The 19,769-nt window shown below is 60.3% G+C and carries 17 protein-coding genes and 3 pseudogenes; 15 read left to right on the top strand and 5 right to left on the bottom strand.

Going from position 1 to position 19,769, the window contains the following annotated elements; genetic code table 11:
* Window positions 1-126 precede the first annotated feature (126 nt).
* The 10 genes and pseudogenes from J2W46_RS22835 to J2W46_RS22790 all read left to right on the top strand — a co-directional run bounded on the left by J2W46_RS22835 (window position 127) and on the right by J2W46_RS22790 (window position 10,911).
* Entirely contained in the window at window positions 127-1,974 is a 1,848-nt protein-coding gene (locus tag J2W46_RS22835) for a methyl-accepting chemotaxis protein (RefSeq protein ID WP_310356432.1), read from the top strand.
* A 334-nt stretch (window positions 1,975-2,308) separates the two neighbouring features.
* Window positions 2,309-3,691: a tyrosine-type recombinase/integrase gene (locus J2W46_RS22830; protein ID WP_310356431.1), complete on the top strand. Its 1,383-nt coding sequence runs from the start codon at window positions 2,309-2,311 to the stop codon at window positions 3,689-3,691.
* An 89-nt stretch (window positions 3,692-3,780) separates the two neighbouring features.
* Window positions 3,781-4,958, top strand: a pseudogene (locus J2W46_RS22825) (tyrosine-type recombinase/integrase); the annotation flags it as partial.
* Between the two features lie 662 nt (window positions 4,959-5,620).
* On the top strand, window positions 5,621-6,106 hold the full coding sequence (locus tag J2W46_RS22820) for a hypothetical protein (protein ID WP_310356430.1): 486 nt from the start codon (window positions 5,621-5,623) through the stop codon (window positions 6,104-6,106).
* Between the two features lie 94 nt (window positions 6,107-6,200).
* Entirely contained in the window at window positions 6,201-7,166 is a 966-nt protein-coding gene (locus J2W46_RS22815; RefSeq protein WP_310356811.1) for a DUF932 domain-containing protein, read from the top strand.
* Window positions 7,167-7,238: 72 nt separating this feature from the next.
* Window positions 7,239-8,234 carry a YqaJ viral recombinase family nuclease gene (locus J2W46_RS22810; RefSeq protein WP_310356428.1) on the top strand — a complete coding sequence of 332 codons (996 nt, stop codon included), beginning with the start codon at window positions 7,239-7,241 and terminating at the stop codon, window positions 8,232-8,234.
* Between the two features lie 68 nt (window positions 8,235-8,302).
* Entirely contained in the window at window positions 8,303-9,223 is a 921-nt protein-coding gene (locus tag J2W46_RS22805) for a recombination directionality factor (RefSeq protein WP_310356427.1), read from the top strand.
* On the top strand, window positions 9,220-10,146 hold the full coding sequence (locus J2W46_RS22800; protein ID WP_310356425.1) for a hypothetical protein: 927 nt from the start codon (window positions 9,220-9,222) through the stop codon (window positions 10,144-10,146). Before J2W46_RS22805 ends, J2W46_RS22800 begins: the two co-directional genes overlap by 4 nt.
* Before the next feature lie 100 nt (window positions 10,147-10,246).
* Complete coding sequence (locus J2W46_RS22795; protein WP_310356423.1) at window positions 10,247-10,633, top strand: hypothetical protein; 387 nt, start codon at window positions 10,247-10,249, stop codon at window positions 10,631-10,633.
* Entirely contained in the window at window positions 10,630-10,911 is a 282-nt protein-coding gene (locus J2W46_RS22790) for a hypothetical protein (protein WP_310356419.1), read from the top strand. The genes J2W46_RS22795 and J2W46_RS22790 overlap by 4 nt, the downstream gene beginning before the upstream one ends.
* Window positions 10,912-11,409: 498 nt before the next feature.
* Here J2W46_RS22790 and J2W46_RS22785 read toward each other — a convergent pair whose 3' ends face one another.
* Window positions 11,410-11,739: a helix-turn-helix domain-containing protein gene (locus tag J2W46_RS22785; protein ID WP_310356417.1), complete on the bottom strand. Its 330-nt coding sequence runs from the start codon at window positions 11,737-11,739 to the stop codon at window positions 11,410-11,412.
* A gap of 183 nt (window positions 11,740-11,922) precedes the next feature.
* Between J2W46_RS22785 and J2W46_RS22780 the strand changes: the two genes are divergently transcribed.
* The 3 genes from J2W46_RS22780 (at window position 11,923) to J2W46_RS22770 (ending at window position 15,220) form a co-directional block, all read left to right on the top strand.
* On the top strand, window positions 11,923-13,668 hold the full coding sequence (locus J2W46_RS22780; RefSeq protein WP_310356412.1) for a hypothetical protein: 1,746 nt from the start codon (window positions 11,923-11,925) through the stop codon (window positions 13,666-13,668).
* Window positions 13,669-13,741: 73 nt separating this feature from the next.
* The gene (locus tag J2W46_RS22775) at window positions 13,742-14,554 is read left to right on the top strand and encodes a hypothetical protein (protein ID WP_310356409.1); all 813 of its coding nucleotides are present in this window, start codon (window positions 13,742-13,744) and stop codon (window positions 14,552-14,554) included.
* Window positions 14,555-14,935: 381 nt separating this feature from the next.
* Window positions 14,936-15,220, top strand: coding sequence for a GNAT family N-acetyltransferase (locus tag J2W46_RS22770; protein ID WP_310356406.1), 285 nt, complete (start codon window positions 14,936-14,938; stop codon window positions 15,218-15,220).
* Window positions 15,221-15,882: 662 nt separating this feature from the next.
* On the opposite strand, the gene J2W46_RS22765 is transcribed toward J2W46_RS22770, so the two are convergent.
* A complete protein-coding gene (locus J2W46_RS22765) occupies window positions 15,883-16,515 on the bottom strand; it encodes a hypothetical protein (protein WP_310356403.1) in 633 nt (210 codons plus the stop codon).
* Between the two features lie 37 nt (window positions 16,516-16,552).
* Window positions 16,553-17,401 (bottom strand): hypothetical protein, encoded by an 849-nt coding sequence (locus J2W46_RS22760; RefSeq protein ID WP_310356400.1) that lies wholly within the window; start codon window positions 17,399-17,401, stop codon window positions 16,553-16,555.
* Window positions 17,402-17,794: 393 nt separating this feature from the next.
* Here J2W46_RS22760 and J2W46_RS22755 point away from each other — a divergent pair.
* Window positions 17,795-18,121: pseudogene (locus J2W46_RS22755) on the top strand (IS110 family transposase); the annotation flags it as partial.
* A gap of 81 nt (window positions 18,122-18,202) precedes the next feature.
* Here J2W46_RS22755 and tnpB read toward each other — a convergent pair.
* Window positions 18,203-18,386, bottom strand: a pseudogene (gene tnpB, locus J2W46_RS22750) (IS66 family insertion sequence element accessory protein TnpB); the annotation flags it as partial.
* Window positions 18,387-18,409: 23 nt separating this feature from the next.
* Here tnpB and J2W46_RS22745 point away from each other — a divergent pair.
* Window positions 18,410-18,577, top strand: coding sequence for a hypothetical protein (locus tag J2W46_RS22745; protein ID WP_310356394.1), 168 nt, complete (start codon window positions 18,410-18,412; stop codon window positions 18,575-18,577).
* A 588-nt stretch (window positions 18,578-19,165) separates the two neighbouring features.
* Here the strand turns inward: J2W46_RS22745 and J2W46_RS22740 are convergent.
* On the bottom strand, window positions 19,166-19,603 hold the full coding sequence (locus J2W46_RS22740) for a replication initiation protein (RefSeq protein WP_310356391.1): 438 nt from the start codon (window positions 19,601-19,603) through the stop codon (window positions 19,166-19,168).
* Between the last annotated feature and the right edge of the window lie 166 nt (window positions 19,604-19,769).

Raw genomic sequence — 19,769 nt, 5'->3', positions numbered from 1 at the left:
TTGCACGCGACGGCAACACTGCGCAGGACCGTCGGGAAGTACGACGGTTACATAGACGCTCCCATGTCCGGACCTGAGAGTCCATCACGAAACGTCTACGTTTCGTCCTTGGAGAAGCAACAATATATGGCCGCCTTGAACCAGTTCAGTATTAAAGCGAAGCTGATTGCCGGCTTCGGCACGTTGTCCCTGATTGTCGTCGTGGTTGCGGGGCTTTCCCTCAAGTCGCTGAGCGATTCGACCGAAGGGTTTTCCAGCTTCGTGCGCGGCATCAACGCGCGCGCCGACATGGCTGTACAAGTGCGGACAGCCGTCGACCGTCGGGCGATCGCTGCCCGTAACCTCGTGCTTGTCGTGAAGCCCGAGGATTTCGACATTGAGAAAGCGTTGGTGGCGCGCGCGCACGAAGACGTATCGGCGAACCTGAAGAAGCTGAACGAGATGATGAAGGCCTCCGACGCGAGCGACAAAGCGCGCAGCCTCGTGGCCGAGATGGACCGCGTGGAGACTGCTTACGCGCCCGTCGCGACCGAGATTGTCGGTCTCGCGCTCGCCAATAAACGCGACGAGGCGATCGCCAGGATGGACGATCAATGCCGCCCTCTGCTAGCGGCGCTGATCCGTGCGACCGATGCGTATGCGGACTACGCGCATTCGCGGCAGGAGGAGATGATCGCCGGCTATGCGGCGCACTACGAGCACCAGCGCAACTTGCTCATCACGATTTCCCTGCTCGCGATTGCGCTTGCGGTGGGCGCATGCGTGGTACTCACGCGCGCGGTGAGCGGTCCGTTGAATCTCGCAATCGGCGTCGCGCGGACCGTGTCGCAAGGCGACTTGCGCACGCGCATTAACGTCGACGGCAAGGATGAAACCAGCAAGCTGCTCGGCGCATTGCGCGAGATGAACGAGCGCCTGACGACGATCGTCGGACGCGTGCGCGATGCCAGCACGAGCATTGCGCACGCGGCGCGCGAGATCGCCGCGGGCAATATGGACCTGAGCCAGCGCACGGAAGAGCAGGCGGCGTCGCTGCAGGAGACGGCGTCGAGCATGGAGCAACTTACGTCGACGGTGAAGCAGAACGCCGATAACGCGCAGCAAGGCAGCACGCTGGCCGCGAACGCGTCGAGTGTTGCGCAAAAAGGCAGCGCGGTGGTGGGCCAGGTGGTGAGCACGATGCAGGACATCAGCGACAGCTCGACCAGGATCGCGGACATCACGGGGATCATCGAAGGAATCGCATTTCAGACAAACATTCTTGCGCTGAACGCGGCCGTGGAAGCCGCGCGTGCGGGCGAAGAGGGTCGCGGCTTCGCGGTGGTCGCGAGCGAGGTGAGAAGCCTGGCTCAGCGCTCGTCGAGCGCGGCCAAGGAGATCAAGGATCTGATTGCCAATTCGGTGGACAAGATCCGCGACGGCTCGTCGCTCGCCGGCGAAGCGGGCAAGACGATGAGCGAGGTGACGGAGGCGGTCGCGCGCGTCACTGACATCATGTCGGAGATCGCGGCGGCATCGAGCGAACAGAGCCGCGGCATCGAGCAGGTGAACCTAGCGATCACGCAGATGGACAACGTCACGCAGCAGAATGCGGCGCTGGTGGAAGAGGCGGCGGCGGCTTCGCGGTCGATGGAGGAGCAGGGAGTGCAGTTGAATGAGGTAGTGGGGTTTTTTCGGGTTTTGGAGGGGGTGGGGGGTGGAGGTGCAGTGGCTGCGGGGGCTTCTTTGGCTGCGGGGGCTTCTTTGGCTGCGGGGGCTTCTTTGGCTGCGGGGGCTTCTTTGGCTGCGGGGGCTTCTTTGGCTGCCGGGGCTGCGGTGGATTCTGGTGGTCGAGAGAATGCGGTTGTTACGGGGCGTGCAGTTGTTGCGGCGGCGCCGCGGGTGGGCGCGTTGGCGGCGATCCGAACGCCGGTCAGGGTTGGAACGGTGCCCGTTGTCTCCGTCGGCGACGATGCGAGGTGGGATCAGTTTTGATTTGGTGGTTTGCGGGGAAGCGCTTGATGGCGAAATTAAAAAACCCCGGCAGGTTGAACTGCCGGGGTTTCTTGTTTTGAAGCTTGTGGTGTTGCTTGGAATCCGGTTGGTGGAGAGGAGGAGGATCGAACTCCCGACCTTCGCATTTCGAATACGAACAAGATGACGCTCCTCTAGATTGATCGAGATTGACGCAGCACGATAACACGCTGTATTTAAACGACAATTATCTTTTCACCTGCAGATTGACATTGATCGGCACGCACCCAATGCGGCACAATCTCGTTACACAGCCGTTACACCGGATGGCTAAACAGGTAACGAGGGGGAGCGGGTGGCAAAGGTCAATTTCACGGCGGCTCGAGTAGAAGCGCATCGCTGCGAGCCCAGTAGATTCACGGAAAACGGAAAGCCCATAAAGCAATCGTTTCTTTGGGACAGCAAGACTCCGGGGCTGGGCTTGCGGGCCACGGTTGGCGGAGCGAAGGCTTACGTTTTCCAAGGGGTCATGCATGGCTCGACCGTAAGGGTCACGATTGGCGATCCGAGAAGCTGGCCCATCGATCAGGCGCAGGAGCGAGCGCGGCACTTCCAGATGCTCATCGACAGCGGCATCGATCCGCGAGAGCACGAGGCCGAACAAAAGGCAGCGCACGAAGCGCGGCAGGCGGCAAAGAAACGTCAGGACGTGACGGTCGGCGAAGCATGGGAACAGTACCTTGAGCACCTTCGCACGAAAATTTCCCCCAAAACGAAAAAACCTCGGTCGGAGCGATACATCCTCGACCATATCAACCTCTCGTCGCCCGGCGGAGGGATTGCAAAACGCGGCGGCAAAGAAAAGGTGCGTGGGCCATTGGCTCCACTCATGCCGCGCAGGTTGACGGAGATAACTGCCAACTCCATGTCCGAGTGGCTCGAAGCCGAAATACCTCGGGGACCAACGAATGCCGGTCATGCGTTCGCTCTTTTCAAGGCATTCATTCGGTGGTGCGACACCCACGAGACGTATGCAAGCATCATCCTGCACGAGGCCTATGCTTCACCAAAGGTCAAGGGCATTCTCCCTCGTACCGCCGCGAAGGATGACTGCCTTCAGCGCGAGCAGCTGTCTGTTTGGTTCAGTGCGGTACGCGGCATCGTCAATCCCGTGATCAGCGCGTACCTTCAAGGCCTATTGATTACTGGCGCCCGTCGAGAAGAACTAGCCTCGTTGCGTTGGGAAGACGTCGACTTTCGCTGGCGCAGCTTAACCATGAACGACAAAGTTGAAGGCACTGGCGGCCGAACTATCCCGCTCACCCCATACTTAGCAAGCCTATTGCGGAATCTCCGGCGTCTGAATGAGATGCCCCCAAATAAGCGCCAAGCTGCTCGTCTCTCTGAAAGGGGCGAACAGTGGGAGCCGTCCGAGTGGGTGTTCGCCAGCAAAACTGCGTCGGACGGGAAAATTGCCGAGCCGCGTCACGCGCACAACCGCGCGCTAGCACCGACAGGTTTGCCACACATCTCGCTGCATGGCCTGCGCCGATCATTCGGGACATTGTCCGAGTGGGTCGAGGTGCCGGTGGGCGTCGTCGCGCAGATCCAAGGGCATAAGCCGTCCGCGATTGCTGAAAAACACTACCGGCGCCGCCCTCTCGACCTCTTACGCATGTGGCACGACAAAATTGAAGCTTGGATGCTTGAGCAAGCGAAGATCAAGTTTGAGCCGTGAATTAATGATCGGGGGATGCAATGCCCCGGTCACATCGAGCGCGGCACCATCGAGCAGTTTCGTGGTGTCCGGAGTAGACGGAGGACCGCATGCCTCTTACCGACTTGGAAGTTCGCCGGGCGGCACCGCGAGAAAAGACATACCGAATCTCGGATGGCCGCGGAATGTATCTCGAGATTTCGCCGTCTGGCGGAAAATACTGGCGGCTCAAATACCGGTTCAACGCCCGAGAGAAGAGACTCGCGCTTGGCGTCTATCCTGACGTGACACTCGCCCACGCCCGTAGGAAGCGAGACGAAGCGCGCGCCATGCTGGCGGACGGCGTTGATCCGAGCGAGTCCAAGAAAGAAAAGAAACGACTCTCCAAACTTAGCGCGGCGAATACGTTCAAGGTCGTTGCATTAGAGTGGTTAGACCGGCAAACCCCTGCATGGTCTGCCAGCCACCGAGACAAAATCATCGGGCGGCTTAAGAAAGACGCATTCCCGGTGTTGGGCGCGCGCCCAATTTCGGAAATCTCCGCACCTGAAGTGCTCGACGTGTTGCGCCGGGCCGAGGCGCGCGGTGCAAATGACACCGCGCACCGCCTCCACCAGACCTGCGGGCAAGTCTTCCGCTACGCGGTAGCAACTGGACGCGCATTACATGACGTTACCTCTGATTTGCGCGGTGCGTTGCGGCCTAATAGGCATACGCACTTTGCATCCCTGACGGACCCAAGCAAAGTTGGGGAGATGTTGCGTGCCTTGGACAGTTTCGCCGGCACGTTCGTCGTGGGTGCGGCACTGCGGCTGGCACCAATGCTGTTTGTTCGCCCCGGCGAGCTACGACAGGCGGAATGGGCGCAGGTCGACTTCGACCGCAGGGAATGGCGGTACACCGTCTCAAAGACGAAGACCGAACACCTTGTTCCGTTGGCCGATCAAGCGATCGAAATACTTAAAGAACTCCACGCTCTTACTGGACGTTGGCGATTCGTATTTCCCGGGCGCGACCGCAGAAAGCCGATGAGCGGAGCAGCGATAAATGCGGCGTGCAACGGCTCGGCTTTGACACGAAAACCGAGATCACCGGTCACGGGTTCCGCGCTATGGCACGAACGATTCTGCATGAGCGCCTGCGGTTTCCACCTGAAGTCATCGAGCTTCAACTGGCACACAGGGTTCCCGACAACCTGGGGACCGCCTACAACCGGACCAAATTCCTCGATGACCGCGTCGTGATGATGCAGTCTTGGGCAGACTACTTGGATCGATTAAAGGAAGGAGTGAACACAGATGCTGCACGCGACCACAGCCCCAACGCTCGCAGAGCTCACCATCTCGGTCGATGGACCGAGAACCGACGCATGCTTTTCCCGTTTATCAGGAAAGCAAACTTGAGGGATGGTTTGGCCCGTGGCAAATTGCCATCAAATTCGTATTTGTTGATGGCCAAAGTGCTCCACCTTTTCGCTCGCACACTGACGGCCGGCGCATCCCACTCGACGCATCCGCCGCTTCGCAAGCGCTGCCCAACGCGGTCATCAATGACTTTCGAAGCAGCTTGGTCACGCTGCGATCCATGCTGCTGTGTGTGTGTCGGACCTTCCGGAACGTGTAAGTCCCACGTTGTGCGGGATCAGTGTGATTGTCAGTCGAGCCCTTCGGCAACGGCCGCACAGCGCGCGGACTGAGATGGCGATTGCACGCGGCACCAGCCATCAATTCAAACAAAAAACAAACCTATATCACCGACCTGAGCACGGCAGCATGCCGCTCCGCCGTTGCAACCGCGCAGCGGCGAACCCTTTCAGGAGCCAGGTGATGCTTCCCACCCCACCTCTCGATTTTCTGGTCGCATATGTGATCTGCTTCGCGCTCGGCGCGCTGTGGACGATGTGCGTCGGTTGCTACGCCAGTCACGTTCGGCGAAAGGCAACGGCCTGTCATGTCTGATCGCCGCCCACCCTACCTGCCATTCAACGAGGATGACGAAGGCGAGTGGCTGGCTGAACAGTTGCATCCGCACGAGCGCGAGCCCGGACAGACACCGCCCGCTTTCGACCACGAACTGCCCCGCTACCGCCCGGATACGGGCGAGGTGATCTACGCCTGTCCGGCCTGCGAATCCCTCCGCACGGAGGCACGCCACGTTGCGCGACGCATTGGCGGCGCGATCGGCGCGACTGCCGGCGGCACGAGCGCCGCCTCCGCGGCACTGTCCGGTGCTGAGTCGGGCGCGGCGGCCGGCACGTTCGGCGGGCCCTTCGGTGTGCTGTTCGGCAGCATCGCTGGCGCAATCATCGCGGGCCTGGTTGGCGCAGCTGCGGGCTGCGCGACGGGCGCAGCACTTGGCGAAACCATCGACCGGGAAGTGCTCGATAACTGGCGCTGCCGCGCGTGCGGGCACACCTTTTCGAACGGTCCGGACTGATCCGGCCTCCGTTTTTCCCTTCCTCAAACTTCCCTTGTTGTTTCCCACGATGCCCGGCCACGTGCCGGGCTTTATGCACTCGTCTGGAGCTTTTATGCATCTCGTATCTTCCATGGCCTATGTTGGCGAAACGCCGTGGCACGGCATTGGCAATCCACTCTCACCGCAGCAGCCGATCGAGGTCTGGGCCAAGCAGGCCGGCATGGACTGGACGATCGAATCGGCCGACGTTCGCTTCATTGCCAGTCAGCCCGGTTCCGGCCTCGGCTCCATCCACGCCTTTCCTGAGCACCGCGTGCTGTACCGCTCGGACACAAAGGCACCGCTGAGCGTCGTGTCATCGCGCTATCAGGTAGTTCAGCCGCGCGAAATCCTGGAGTTCTATCGCGACCTCACCGAGGTAGGGGGCTACGAGCTGGAAACCGCCGGCGTGCTGCGCGATGGCAAAAAAACTTGGGCGCTCGCTCGTACCGGCCAGTCCATTTCGCTCAGGGGACGCGACGAGGTGAACGGTTATTTGTTGCTCGCCACCGCCTGTGACGGGACGCTCGCGACCACCGCCCAGTTCACGTCTGTTCGCGTCGTGTGCAACAACACACTCCAGATCGCGCTGGGCGATTCTGCTGGCTGCGTGAAGGTGCAGCACCGCACCCGATTCGACGCGCAGGCCGTCAAACGGCAGCTCGGCATCGCAATCTCGTCGTGGGACGGTTTCATGGTGCGCATGAAAGCGCTGGCGGATCGCAAGGTGAACGACGCGGCAGCCGAAGCGTTCTTCCGTCGCGTGCTGATCTATCCGGCCAGCGCCGGTGTTCCGATCCCGGCCACCAACGACAGCGCGATCAGAGTCGTACAGACACTGTACGCCGGCCGCGGCAAAGGTGCGACGCTCGCCTCGGCATCCGGTACGGCTTGGGGACTCGTGAACTCGATCACGGAATTTGTCGATCACCAGCGCCGAGCGCGCAGCGAGGATCACCGGCGCGACGCCGCGTGGTTCGGCGCCGGTGCCGCGATCAAGCAGCGCGCGTGGGACGAGGCAGTGAAACTGGTTGTCTGAACCCATGTCCATGATGTCATACGGCCCGGCCGGGATCTTCCCGCCGGGCCTTCTGCTTTCTGGAGGTTGCAAATGGCTTTGCCTGAATCGGCCGGGCGTGGTGGGCCCCGGCCTGCGCTGCGGCTCGTCGAAACGAAATCGCTCTCGCGCGAGGACTGGTTATCGGCAAGAAAAAACGGGATCGGCGGCTCCGATGCGGCCGCCGCGGTAGGGCTCTCGCCGTACACGAGCCCACTCGAACTGTGGCTAATCAAGACGGGCCGCGATGAGAACCTGCCGAAGCCAGACGCGAACGACACAACCGAGCCGGTGTACTGGGGCGCTCTCCTTGAGCCTATCGTGGCTGCGTCCTACACGAAGCAGACCGGTAATCGTGTCCGGCGCGTCAATGCCGTGCTCCAGCATCCGCAGATTCCGTTCATGCTCGCCAATATCGATCGTGAAGTCGTGGGAAACCGCGACGTGCAACTGCTCGAATGCAAGACGGCGGGCGAGTTCGGCGCGCGGCTCTGGCGTGACGGTGTGCCCGAGTACGTGCAATTGCAGGTCCAGCACCAGCTTGCGGTCACGGGCAGACAGGCGGCCGATGTAGCCGTGCTGCTCTGCGGCCAGAAGCTCGAAGTGCATCGGGTGATGCGCGACGACGCACTGATCGCACGGCTGGTCGAACTCGAGGCGGCCTTCTGGCGTTACGTCGAAACCGGTACGCCGCCGCCCGCCGATGGCTCGGAGTCGGCGGATCGCGCACTGCGCTGCCTGTATCCAGGCGCAGGCGGCGCGGTCGATTTCACGTGCGACAGGTCGCTCTGCTCCACGTTCTCCGATCTGGTCGCCGTGCGCGCCGAGATCGAGAGCCGCCAGGCCATCGAATCGAAGCTGAAGCAAACCATCCAGCAGGCGATGGGCGAGGCCGACCGGGCCGAATTCGAGACGGGTTCAGTGTCGTTCAGACGCAGCCGGGACAGTTCGGGCATCGATCTGCAACGGCTACTGGCTGATCACCCCGCGCTTGCCGCGCAGTACGCCATCACGAAACCGGGTTCGCGCCGGTTCCTCGTGAACACCTGAATCCCTGCCGATCTACGTCTCCCTCTCCCGCTTCATTCCGCATTGCTTACCGTATACAGGAGAAGTCCATGTTGAAAGGCCTGAGCATCACCCCACCCGTCATCGGGCGGATTTCCATCGGCCGCATTGCCGAGAAAAATGGCAAACGCCTGCCCGAAAAAGACGACCAATTCACACTCACAACCCAGATCCAGAACCGCGACGGATGGATGCTGCATCCGCTCAACGAGTCGTTGCGCAAGGCGACTACCGGCAAGCTGCGCGCGATCCCCGTCCGCTTCCTGTTCAACGACCCCGACCTGAGCCTGCGTGCCGAATATTCGTGTTTCGACCGCGAGACCGGCCGCCCCGTCTGCGTCGGCAACGGGGAGACCTGCCGTCGCGCCGGTGACGCCGGTATCGAGGAACTGCCGTGCCCGTCGCCGGATGGCTGCACGTTTGGTCAGGGCGGTGCCTGCAAGCCCTACGGCCGGCTGAACGTGCTGATCGGCGACGAAGACGAACTCGGCTCGTTCATACTTCGCACGACAAGTTTTAACAGCATTAGGACGCTCGCAGCACGGCTGCGTTACTTCTCAGCTGTATCGGGCAACCTGCTCGCCTGCCTGCCGCTGGAACTGAAACTGCGTGGCAAGTCCACGACGCAGAGCTATCGCTCGGCGATCTACTACGTGGATCTCGGTGTGCGCGCTGGCAGTTCACTCGAAACAGCCATCACCGAAGCGCGCGAGCTTGATGCGCGACGCCGCGCGGCCGGGTTCGATCAGGCTGCGCTCGACGCCGCCGCGCGGGCCGGCTTCCGCAACGGCGCGTTCGAGGACAGTATTGAAGACGGTGCCGCCGTCGCGGACGAGTTCTATCCAGCTCAGTCCGGCGACGAGCATGGTCACGGTAACACCCGCGCCGGCGCTGACGGAACGCTCACGGCATCCAGCCTGAAAGACCGGCTGGATCAGCGCGCCGCGTTACTCGGCGGGAAGGCCGCATGACTCACCGTCCGGCACTCGCTCTGGCGGTCACAGCAACCGGCACCGCCGTCTGCATGTCGGTGATCGCCGGCTGGCAGCGTGGCGGGTGGTTGTCAGAGAGGCTGGTGTGGGTCGCGGTGGGCGTCGTGCTGGTCGGCGGCGCTCATCTGCTGCCCGCGCTATGCATGTCAGCGCCGCTCGTGGCGCGTGGTATCGGTACGCTGCTGTGGCTCGGCTGCATGGCTGCGGCGTCGTGGGGACACGCGGCATTCTTCCTGCTGTCGCAGTCGCATGCGGGCGAGGTTCGCGTGTCGGCCGTGTCCATCGCCAGCGTGCCGGCTCACCGGGCGCTGACGGCCGTCATGGCAGAGCGCGCATCCGTTGCGGCCGGTTTGGCTGTCGCCGATGCGCTGCACTGCATCCGTGACTGCCTGACGCTACGGGTGCGACGAACCTCGCTGGCTGCCCGGCTTGATGCACTCGACGTCGAAGCGGCCGACGTGCGGCGGTATCAGGCCATCGAAGACAGTAACGCCTCGCATCGTGACGCCGCCCGTGACGATCCGGTCACGGCACGACTGGCCGCGCTACGAGGTGTCACGGATGCACGGCTCGAACTGCTCACGAGTCTCGTGTTCGCGGCTGTTCTCGAAAGCACAGCCTGCCTGTTGTGGTGGATCGCGCTGCTGCCGCAGGGCACATGGCCCGTCACGGATCGTCGCGACCCGGTACCCGCAGTCGCGACCGATGTGCCCGATGTGACTACGGCTGACGCGCCGCCTGCCCCTGTCATGACCAAACCCGAATCCGAAGTCACGAAGCTGCGACGCGACATCGAGGCCGGTCTCCTGCGTCCAACTGTCGCGAGCATCCGCCAGCACCTCGGCTGCTCGCAGGCGAAAGCCGCCGCGCTTCGCAAGCTGGTCATCGAGCCGACGGCATAAACCGGGCGCGTCCTGCGCCCGGTCTCCCTTCCTTCACATTCTGCGATCACGCATCCGGTTCCTCCGGAGGCCCGTGCTCGTCCTGATTCTGGACCCATCCATGAACAACGCCACCCGTCTCAAACCGCTGTTTCATCCGGGCCGGCTGCTGGTCACGCCCGAAGCCCTGGAAAAGCTGCGCGCCAATCACGTGCCAGTCATCAGCGTCATGCTACGGCACATCGCCGGCGACTGGGGCATCGTGTCCGACGACGACAAGGTGCAGAACGATCTGTCGGTCACGACCGGCCTGCGCCTCCTGTCGATCTACCGGCTGCCGGACGGCGCACGCGTCATCGTCGCCACCGAATGGGATCGCTCGCACACCACCATTGAACTGATCGGGCAGCTGGTATGCCGCAATGATCCGGAGCGCCCACACGCGTCTGTTCTTTACTGTTACCCGCAACGGCCGATGATCAACTACCGGGCCGGGAGACAGGCATGAGCCGCCGCCCGCGTTTCCGGATGGGCCAACCCGTCATTACCCTGGCCGCACAGTCGGCGCTGGAACAGGCCGGGATTTCGCCGACCGTCCTGCTTGCACGGCATCTGCACGGGGATTGGGGGGAACTCGATATAGCCGACATCGCCAGCAACGAGCTGGCTCTGCTGATCCACAGACGCCTGCTGTCCAGCTATGTGATACCGGGCGGCGGCAGGGTCTGGATCATCACCGAGGCCGATCGCTCGGTCACGACAATCCTGTTGCCGGAGGACTATTGATGTGCCCCCGATCCAGAAGCTTCACCCGGCGCTGCATCGGGGGCGGCAACTGGCACTTGCAGGAGGCCGTCAGCTACTTTTAAGCTGGCAAGGTATGTGGGACAAAGGCAGCGCCCTGCATTGCGCAGCAATGGCGCTCGACGTGCGCGGCTACGCGCGGCCCGCTGCCCATTTCCGGAATCGGCCCAGCCGCATTGCCTGCATGGCCGACGCCTCAGGGACTGACCAGCTTCATCTGAGAAGTCAATGCCGCTGTGCAGGCTGTGCAGATCTAAGGCTCCGCCGGCGGACTCCCGAGCTTCTGTGCCCGGGACTGGCCGCAGGATGGCCGATCATTGTCTGGGTCGCCAACCGTCCAACCGGTAGACGGCATGCGGCAGGGGCTGTCGGGCCTGAGAGCTCGACACCGTCTGGAATGCTCTGCAGCTGCTGTTCGGTCCGTCTGCCATCCGCCAATACTGGCCGCGTGCAAAATCCGTCTTCCGCAGAATGCTGACGCTACTTGAGCCTGCTGCGCCTGATCTCAGGCGGGGTCGCTGCATTGGCCCGGCGCGTGCCGGTCGGCGCGAGCGACACTCCGTCCAGTGGCGCGAACAGCTCGGCGAGCGTGACGCCCAGCACGTGGCAAATGTTGGCCAACGTTTCGACAGACGGGTTGGCGATGCCCCGCTCGATCGAGGAGATATATGTCCGGTCGACATGGGCCTCGAAGGCAAGCGTCTCCTGCGACTTATCGGCCTCGTGCCGGCATTGCTTGATGCGTTTGCCGAGGGCAACCGAGATCGGCGCAGGGGTATTGGGGGAATGAGAGGAACGACGGGTAGCCATGTGGGCAGGATGCCCAGCTGTCGATTGATTCTCGACGTTGTAAACACGACAATTATCGTCGTGTTTACTCTACATTTTTTCGAGACTCAGCCGATATAGTAGTTCGGGAACATATGACCCGCGCTAACTTATGTCCGTCTTTGTCGAGTAAACACTTCAATTTAGCCAAAAGGAATCACGAGCATGAAAAACAAACATTCTCTTGGGGGAATTCGAATCCCGCTCTACGCCGCCCTCGGCTCACTAGCCGTGCTCTCTGCGTGCGGTGGGGGTGGCGGCAGCGGAAACGGTACAGGTGGCTCATCGTCGGGACCGACCGCTACTCCGACGTCCCAGCTGTCGGGCAAGGCGATTGACGGCTATCTCGTGGGCGCGACCGTCTGCTTCGACAACGGTCAGGGCGCGTGTGACGCATCGCTACCCACCGCCACGACCGATGCAAACGGCAACTACGCTCTGCCGGACACCGGAGGCCTGCTCGGCAAGACGCTGCTCGTAACCATCACGCCGCATACGAAAGATCTCTCGCGCCCGGACTATGTCTTCCCGGCTACCGTCACGCTCAGCCAGATCGTGACATCTACGGGTTCGCAGAACATCAGCCCCTTCTCGACGCTGGTCACGGCCCAGATGGAAACGGGCCTCTCGCAGCAACAGGCAACGGCGGCAGTGAGCGCAATGCTCGGTGGCATCGACCCCAACGCCGATTACATCGCATCAGGTAACGGCCAGGCCTTGTCGACGGCAACGGCAATTGTGAACAAGTTGACCTCGCTGGCGACAAATGGGGTCACCGATCCGGCAACGGTTCGCAATGCAGCGAATGCCATGGTCGCGAACAACACCACAGACGTCACGGCTGACCAGATTGCAGCGCAAGCGTCGAAGCCGGTCTACGCCGGCGTCGACGCCTCGCAGGTGCTTTCGCAAACAACCTACGCGCTCGACGGCTACCTGCCGTACTTCGCCAACTACAACAGCACGCCAGTGAGCTCGATCGTGCAGGACGTGCGCTCGATCAGCAACGGTTCTGTCGTGACACAGCAGCAGGAGCTTTCCTCGGGCACATGGCAGCCAGTCACGAACGGCAAGTACGAAACGATGTACGGTGCATACGAAATGAAGAGCGACGCGTCCTGGTCGAACTTCGTTCCGGTGTCGACATATCGCGCTCCGCTGCCGGTAACCGTTAATGGCGCCGTGCTCTCAGGCACGGACGCAACCACCGGCATCAGCTATACGTACGAGTTCCGTCAAGCCGACCTATCGGGTCAGACGTTGGCAACGGCTGTGCCGACGAACTACGCGATCAACAATCTGTGGCAACTGCCGCCGCTCACCACGGCCACCTTTGCAAGCGGTACGAAGGCGTATCTGGGTCTCCTGTCCTACACCGCCGACCAGGTCATCCTGCCGGTGTGGACGCCTGCCTGCGACAATCCAGCAATCGTCAATGGTCAGGTCTGCGACGGTTCGCAACCGGCAGTGATTGAAGACGGCGTCATCTCCCTCATCACGGGCGATGCGGCGACGACCTACACATCGGTGCAACAGGCAATCGGCCTTTCGCTTGAAGGTCGCGCCGGTGGGTTTGGCATGACCATCACGGCCGATGGCAAGATCACTTACAACACGTATGACCAGAACGGCACCGCCACCGTGAACCAGGGTGGTACGTGGTCTGTCTACAGCCGCAACAGCAACGTTCTCGTGCTCGATCTCTCGAGCACTGCGCTGTCGGCTATCGGTACGGACCCACTGCTCTCGCCGCTGAACGATGGCGCGAAGCTCGTGATCGCTCTGCGCAATGGTCATCTGCGTATGGGTTGGCTCTATCCGTCAACCTACGCGCAACGCACCTACCAGTTCACGGGTGCGCTCAACGCACAACTGCTCGCAGGCGTGCAGTCAGCAACCGCACCGCAGTAGGTCATGCACAGGAATGGAGGGGCCCGTCCCCCTCCTTCCTGCGCTTGCTTTCATCCTCCTGATGAAGCCAAACATGACTGCCTGGCTCGCCCTTGCCGTACGACACCATGGCGACGGCGATGCGGGCCGCGGCATCCAGCTCGGGTATCACGCAAAACCCGTAAAACACACATCTCCACGCCTGCTCCCCGAAAGTCCGTCACCAGGAGCGGTCTATTTTTTCTATCTCATTATCATGAAACAGAATATTCGTCTCTTCGCGATTTCAGTTGTGCTTGGCGCCGCCATGACGCTCTCCGCATGCTCCAACAGCCCCTCCGACAGCGACGCGAGAAAGGTCGTCGAAAGCACGCTTGCCGGATGCAAATACCTCGAACTCAGGGACTTTCAGAAAGTGAACGGCATTCCGGGCGAGACCGGAAACGGTTACCGGGTCGACGTCAAATACACTATCCGCCTGTCGCCGGACAGCGACATCAGGGCCAACGCGAAGCAGTGGAAGGGCCAGTACGATAGGTATCAATCGCTGAAGGCTGATGCCGATGAGAAAGCGAAACAGTATTACGACCAGCAGCAAGCCTATATCGACGCCAACCCGAGTGATCCTGCCGCACGGCAGACCTTCGAGCAGCAACATCAGGACGCGTACCAGACCATGTCGAAGGCAAAAATCGAAGAAGGCAACTTCGCCGCGCTGCTGAACAACACCGCGCCCGGTCCGCTTTTCCGGCGAACCGTCGCTCAGGCCTGCCCAAGTATTGACTTTGGGCTCCTCGGCAGCTTCTTCAACGGAAAGGACACGGACTATAGCGATGATGTCGACGTGCAGTTCACCCAGACAATTTCCATGATGAAGACTGACAACGGCTGGCAGCAGGACCACTAATCGCACTCATCCGGCAATGTAACCTCTGGCGCTGACGCAAGGTCAGCGCCAGAGGTTACTCAACACACCAGGCTTCATTTTTTTATCGAAACGTGTGCAGCAGACGCCGCGCCGGAGCCGCCAGTCGTTATTCCCGGATGCGGACCTCCGAATGCCTAGGCCATCGAGAAACTTCGCCATGCGGCTGCGTGCAACAATCTGGATTTTCGAGTGGGATCGACTTGAGCCATGACTGAACATCGCCGCAGCAGGTTGAAAATCAGAAGGCTGGCGCCGCTGGAGTGGATGCAGGCGTACCCTGTCATCGCTCAACTTCGGTCCCTTGAAAAACCAGAATTCCTGGAACGGACTCGCCTGCAATAGTATTCGGGCTACGAGCTTGTGGCAGCGTTCAATGATGGGAAGATTATCGGAGTGATGGGCATGAGACCCGTCCACACCTTGGCACGTGGGGCTCACCTTCATATCGATGACCTTGTGGTCGATGCGGCGGGCCGAGGCAACGGTGTTGGCCGATCCTTGATGGAATACGCCGAAGCCGACGCCCGTGCTCGTGGTATGACCGCGATATTTCTTGACGCCCGGCAGGACGCCGTTCCGTTCTATGAGCGAGAGAACTATGTGCTACACCCCGCACCATCAATGAAGAAGGGTCTGGTGCCTTAACGCGACCCGGCACCGGTCAGGGCGATTCGCCCACGTCTTCGGCCTGTGAATTGCTAAAGATGTGCAGCCACTGCGGAAGGTCCGCTCGTGGCCTCACCGCCGCCCAAGCCTAGGCGCAGCCTGCGCCTGGTTGGCCCTCTGCTATCTTCTGAGTGGAATCTACACTGTCTGCATTACAGGCTAATCTGTTTGGCCGATAACGCCGTCTCAATACCGTGCCGGCTTTGCGATAGGTTTGCGCGGCCGACCCGGTTCGCCGCGAAAACACGCTGTTGATCGATGTGCCCACGTACATAACGGCCGCGATGCCATCAATGGCAATCGAAGATGGGATCGACCGGGCTTGTTGCGTCGCATGTAACGTCTCCAGTCTCTTCGGATCGCTGTAATGAACGGCACAGCCACCAGGCAGTAATCCGAGGCAATCGAGCGGACGCGCTGAGCCCCAGAACGAATCGGTGCGCCCCGGCGTTGATCGTGATTGTCGCGCGAGCTGAAAGCCGCTTGATTTCGCGACTGTCGACGAGTTTCAAATCGCGGAGCGAACCTGCGAAAGTATCAAGGCTCCGCTTCCTTGCTCGCCTGCCACCGCCATAGGTGCGTGACGTTGCAGGATGGTTGCGAACGACGACGCACTGTCAGCCTGTAAGACCGAAAACTAACTAACGGCGGCTAACGCGACGGAATCTGTACTCCTCGAAGAAATGCCCCGTTCCCATGGGGAGATTTAACAGTAGTGCGTGATACTCGACGCTCATATTGCGTCGAAAAATGAGGTCGCCGTCGGCGTCGATCCATAGCGCGTCATCCGTCGTCACATCATTGGGTCCATAGTCGGAACGCGTGCTTTCCTTTTCGTAGGTTCGATACTGCACCCCAGCGCTGCATGTTGACTGCGTCTTGCCGGCATTCCGAGATGTGTACGCGCCGATTTCCATATCGCCGTAAAAGGTCGCGATGAGGTACTGAGACTTTCCCGATGGCGTGACTCGAACAACGTCAGGCGGAACAATGATCCCATGATCATCGCGTCGATATCTCGATCTCATCGCGCTCCACGCTTCGCGGTCCGCGATTGGAAAGACGAAATCTGCCGGCAGGCGCGCGCCAATCTGTTGCGTCGAGTCCCCATGAACCAGCCGACCGGTGCCCGCAAAGTCACCGCTCAGATTTGGGCACGCAACCTGATCCTCAGTCACCTCGGTCTGGACCTCGCCGCGTGCAGCTGCACGGTGCGCGCATCCCGCTGCCCCCACGAGCAGGAGCAAGCCACCCAGAATGAACGCGCGCCTCAATTGCTTACCTCTTTGGGACATCCACGTGCTAAGGGCATCACCCCATTCCGACTGGGTGTTTTTCGGTTTGTCGTCTCCGTGCGGTGCGTGATGTCAATTCAAGAGTTAGGGCAGAATGCAACTTCAGAGCCAGCCTGGTTAACCATCGTGATTCAAGTTTGACCTGAAGACGCTTTAACCGAGGATCAAGTAAATATCGCTTTGCGACAGCTGCTGCAAAAACGATGAAAGCGATTCTCCCTGAGAGAGCCGCCACATGCTCTGCCGCTAGGCTTGCTAGCGCGGCAGCACTTTTGGAATAAAGCGTGCCGCAGACAAAGACGAGCACGAAAACGATGAACGAATGTCTCAGGAACAAAAATGCGCAGCGAGCAAGAAGGTATCTCAGATAAACCGAAAAGGCACGCAGATCGATCAATAAGAGGGCGCGAGGCAGCCCGGAAAAACGGATTGGTGGCGTCTCGACTGTCGCACGGGCGACTTCCAGCACCGATTTAAGGTGCGCATTCAATGCAGCAGCAGCCTCCGAATGAATCGCGTCATCCTTTAGTGTCAACGCCTCCATTTCGGCCAAGATTCTTTCCAATTCGTCTTGGCTCTGACGTTGCTCCCGGTCCCTCTCCTTGCTTTCCGCTCTCCAACGAAAGAATGAGTGCCATGTCTCGTTCCAGTCTCGAACCACCGCCGATCTTGCGCGAATAAAGTCTTCCGCAAGTATGCGCATCGCCGTTTCGTGATCGCTTGTGCCAAGCTTCCGTTCGACTTCAAGAAACCGAGACGCCAGCGACCAATACTCCTGCAATACTCCTTTATCCGCGAGCCGTTTGCTTTCTTCAGTGAAGTACTCGAGGTTGCCCTTGATATAGGAAACAATTGGGTTGTCCATCTAGTCAAGTTCTCTGGTAGCTGGAAAGCGCTATTGTCAACGCGCATGCATGCCTCTCGGCTTGCGTGAGGTCCGCAATCGGGATATCCGAAAAGTATACAGTTTCTGAACCCCATGCCCTATGGGCGATGGTCAGCAAGAAACTATAGATGTCCAGCCCATCATTAGAAAAGATAGTTGCTTGAGCTCGTTCGCTCCACCCGGTGTGCTCGATGATTGTTGACGATCTGAGCGGCCGAGTCGAATGTTGCCAAATGGCCGAGATGGAATGGACACCGCCCTCCCTTCGGGGACGCAGGGCTCAGCAGATGTGCGGAGACCCTCCAGAACCGATCGGCATCAGGGTGCCAGAGTGGCGTTTCGACACGTCCACTTGAGGAACGGAGGGCCCAAATGAATGCTACGACATACGGACTGGATGTTGCAAAGCAGATTTTCCAAATGTACTGGGTCGATGCACAGACCGGCGAGGTTGCCAATCGGCGCTTTCGACGCGACGAGTTGATCACGTTTCTCGCGCAGCGGCCGACTGGCCGGGTGGCACTTGAAGCATGCGGCAGCGCGCACTGGTGGGCCCGCAAAATCCTGGCACTGGGACACGAGGTGGTGCTGTTGCACGCGAAGTTTATCCGGCCATTTGTCCAGACGAACAAGACCGACGCGGCGGATGCGCGCGCATCGCTTCGATGTCGATGCCCTCCAGCAGCCAGTGAAGTTGCTCTGTTCGCAGCATGAGCACCGCTTCCTTGCGCGCCATACGAAGCGGTCCTGCTCAAGGCGTTTCATGAGAAGCCAGAAGCCGTTACGGTCCCACAGCAGCATCTTGATGCGGTCGCGCCGCTGATTGCTGAACACATAAACCGCACGCGCGAATAGGTCGCTTCATTGACTGCTCGACGCTGGCTGCGAGACCGTTGATGCTCTTGCGGAAGTCAACGGCGTCACGATGCACATAGACCTTCAGTTCATCGTCCAGGCGGAACATCGCACCGTCCTGGCGTCTCGATCATGGCCGATAGCAACGGCGCGTCATTGCCGCTGCATTCAAACCGGAGTGTGACGCCGTTGGGCATCTGCACCATCAACCGCGCCGAAGTCATCGCCGGCGACGACGCCCTTCCTGCAGGGGTGTGGCGGTGTGCCTTCGCAGATGCGGGCGCGACCACCGCTCCGTGACTATCGACTTCGACCACCGGAACGAAAGCTGTGCCAGTCGGCGCTGGCTGTGGGGACGTGCCAGCCAGTCGCTGCTGATGCAGCTTGATCCACTTGCGCAGCAAGTTGGCGTTGAGACCCCATGCTTGAGTGCGAGCCCGGCGACCGAAGCACCTAGCTCAAGACACGCTTCCACCAACTTCTGTTTGGTTTGCCGGTCATATCTGCGCTTGCCGTCCCGACCGACGTTGACGACCTTCAGCCCAGTCGTTTCTGAGTGTTCTTCTGTCATGAAAGGTGTCCACTGATTCGAAAACAGTGGACATAGCCTGCACGCTCAGATCAAAGAGTTCCAGACGTCCATTTCTGCGCGCTTACGGTGCAATCGCCAGAATTTCGCAAATGCACCTGCACGAGCATGCAGGCAGGGAAGTAGCACCAAAGGCTCTTTTAAGCCCTCCCGATCCGAGCACGCGATCGCCGACGAACTGCCGTAGTTGAGCGACGGCGCCACGATGCTCGCCGACGCCATAAGCGACAAACCCGGCGCTCGGCCGGGCTCGGGTTACTTCGGTCAATTCTACTGACTAGGCAAATGTTGGCGCAAGTCTATCGGCGACACAACCCCTTTAGAGTACTCAGATCATGCGTCGCCGCCTGCGCTTCATATAGAGTTTCGCAGAAACCTTGAACTGCATCCGAATCGAGCGAATAAAGCAATGCAGCGGCAGCCCTTGCTTTATGGAACCACGCTAAAGCACCTCCTTCATCGTCCAGACCGTCGTGCTGCTCAACGATGGCGAAGTATTTGTCATCCAGATCGTCCACATCGCGAGCGAGGCGATCTCGATCTTGCTGCGTAGTGGTATACGCATCGTCCAGCAAGCGCCTTACTCGATCCTCGCCTAACAAAGCTATCGTGCCGGTTTCGCGGCAAGCCCATTCTGCGACCAAGCGAGCTAAGGCCTTTCGCTTGTCCGTGGGCAATCCTATTCCTAGCTCGACCAGATCCGGCGCTACTGTAGTTAATCGCGTATTTGTGCTCATTTCGTAACCTTCAACGGGGTTGCAGGTACCGCATTGGCTCCGCCTATCGCTGAAGCACAGGAAGGACAGATAGGTCTTCCAGCACCAATGGTTTGGACTGTATAACCGTTCTGAGCAGCCCAGTTTACGATGTCTGCCTCGGCATGTCCCGTTCCCGGTACCACAA

Source organism: Paraburkholderia strydomiana (assembly GCF_031456815.1).
GTDB lineage: Bacteria > Pseudomonadota > Gammaproteobacteria > Burkholderiales > Burkholderiaceae > Paraburkholderia > Paraburkholderia caledonica.
This window is presented reverse-complemented; position numbering and strand designations above follow the sequence as displayed.

What these genes read in the sequence shown, in the direction of transcription:
- J2W46_RS22835 (WP_310356432.1), top strand. Translation starts at nt 127, where the DNA reads ATGGCCGCCTTGAACCAGTTCAGTATTAAAGCGAAGCTGATTGCCGGC.
- J2W46_RS22820 (WP_310356430.1), top strand. Translation starts at nt 5,621, where the DNA reads ATGTCTGATCGCCGCCCACCCTACCTGCCATTCAACGAGGATGACGAA.
- J2W46_RS22815 (WP_310356811.1), top strand. Translation starts at nt 6,201, where the DNA reads ATGCATCTCGTATCTTCCATGGCCTATGTTGGCGAAACGCCGTGGCAC.
- J2W46_RS22810 (WP_310356428.1), top strand. Translation starts at nt 7,239, where the DNA reads ATGGCTTTGCCTGAATCGGCCGGGCGTGGTGGGCCCCGGCCTGCGCTG.
- J2W46_RS22805 (WP_310356427.1), top strand. Translation starts at nt 8,303, where the DNA reads ATGTTGAAAGGCCTGAGCATCACCCCACCCGTCATCGGGCGGATTTCC.
- J2W46_RS22800 (WP_310356425.1), top strand. Translation starts at nt 9,220, where the DNA reads ATGACTCACCGTCCGGCACTCGCTCTGGCGGTCACAGCAACCGGCACC.
- J2W46_RS22795 (WP_310356423.1), top strand. Translation starts at nt 10,247, where the DNA reads ATGAACAACGCCACCCGTCTCAAACCGCTGTTTCATCCGGGCCGGCTG.
- J2W46_RS22790 (WP_310356419.1), top strand. Translation starts at nt 10,630, where the DNA reads ATGAGCCGCCGCCCGCGTTTCCGGATGGGCCAACCCGTCATTACCCTG.
- J2W46_RS22785 (WP_310356417.1), bottom strand. Translation starts at nt 11,739, where the DNA reads ATGGCTACCCGTCGTTCCTCTCATTCCCCCAATACCCCTGCGCCGATC.
- J2W46_RS22780 (WP_310356412.1), top strand. Translation starts at nt 11,923, where the DNA reads ATGAAAAACAAACATTCTCTTGGGGGAATTCGAATCCCGCTCTACGCC.
- J2W46_RS22775 (WP_310356409.1), top strand. Translation starts at nt 13,742, where the DNA reads ATGACTGCCTGGCTCGCCCTTGCCGTACGACACCATGGCGACGGCGAT.
- J2W46_RS22760 (WP_310356400.1), bottom strand. Translation starts at nt 17,401, where the DNA reads ATGGACAACCCAATTGTTTCCTATATCAAGGGCAACCTCGAGTACTTC.
- J2W46_RS22745 (WP_310356394.1), top strand. Translation starts at nt 18,410, where the DNA reads ATGGCCGATAGCAACGGCGCGTCATTGCCGCTGCATTCAAACCGGAGT.
- J2W46_RS22740 (WP_310356391.1), bottom strand. Translation starts at nt 19,603, where the DNA reads ATGAGCACAAATACGCGATTAACTACAGTAGCGCCGGATCTGGTCGAG.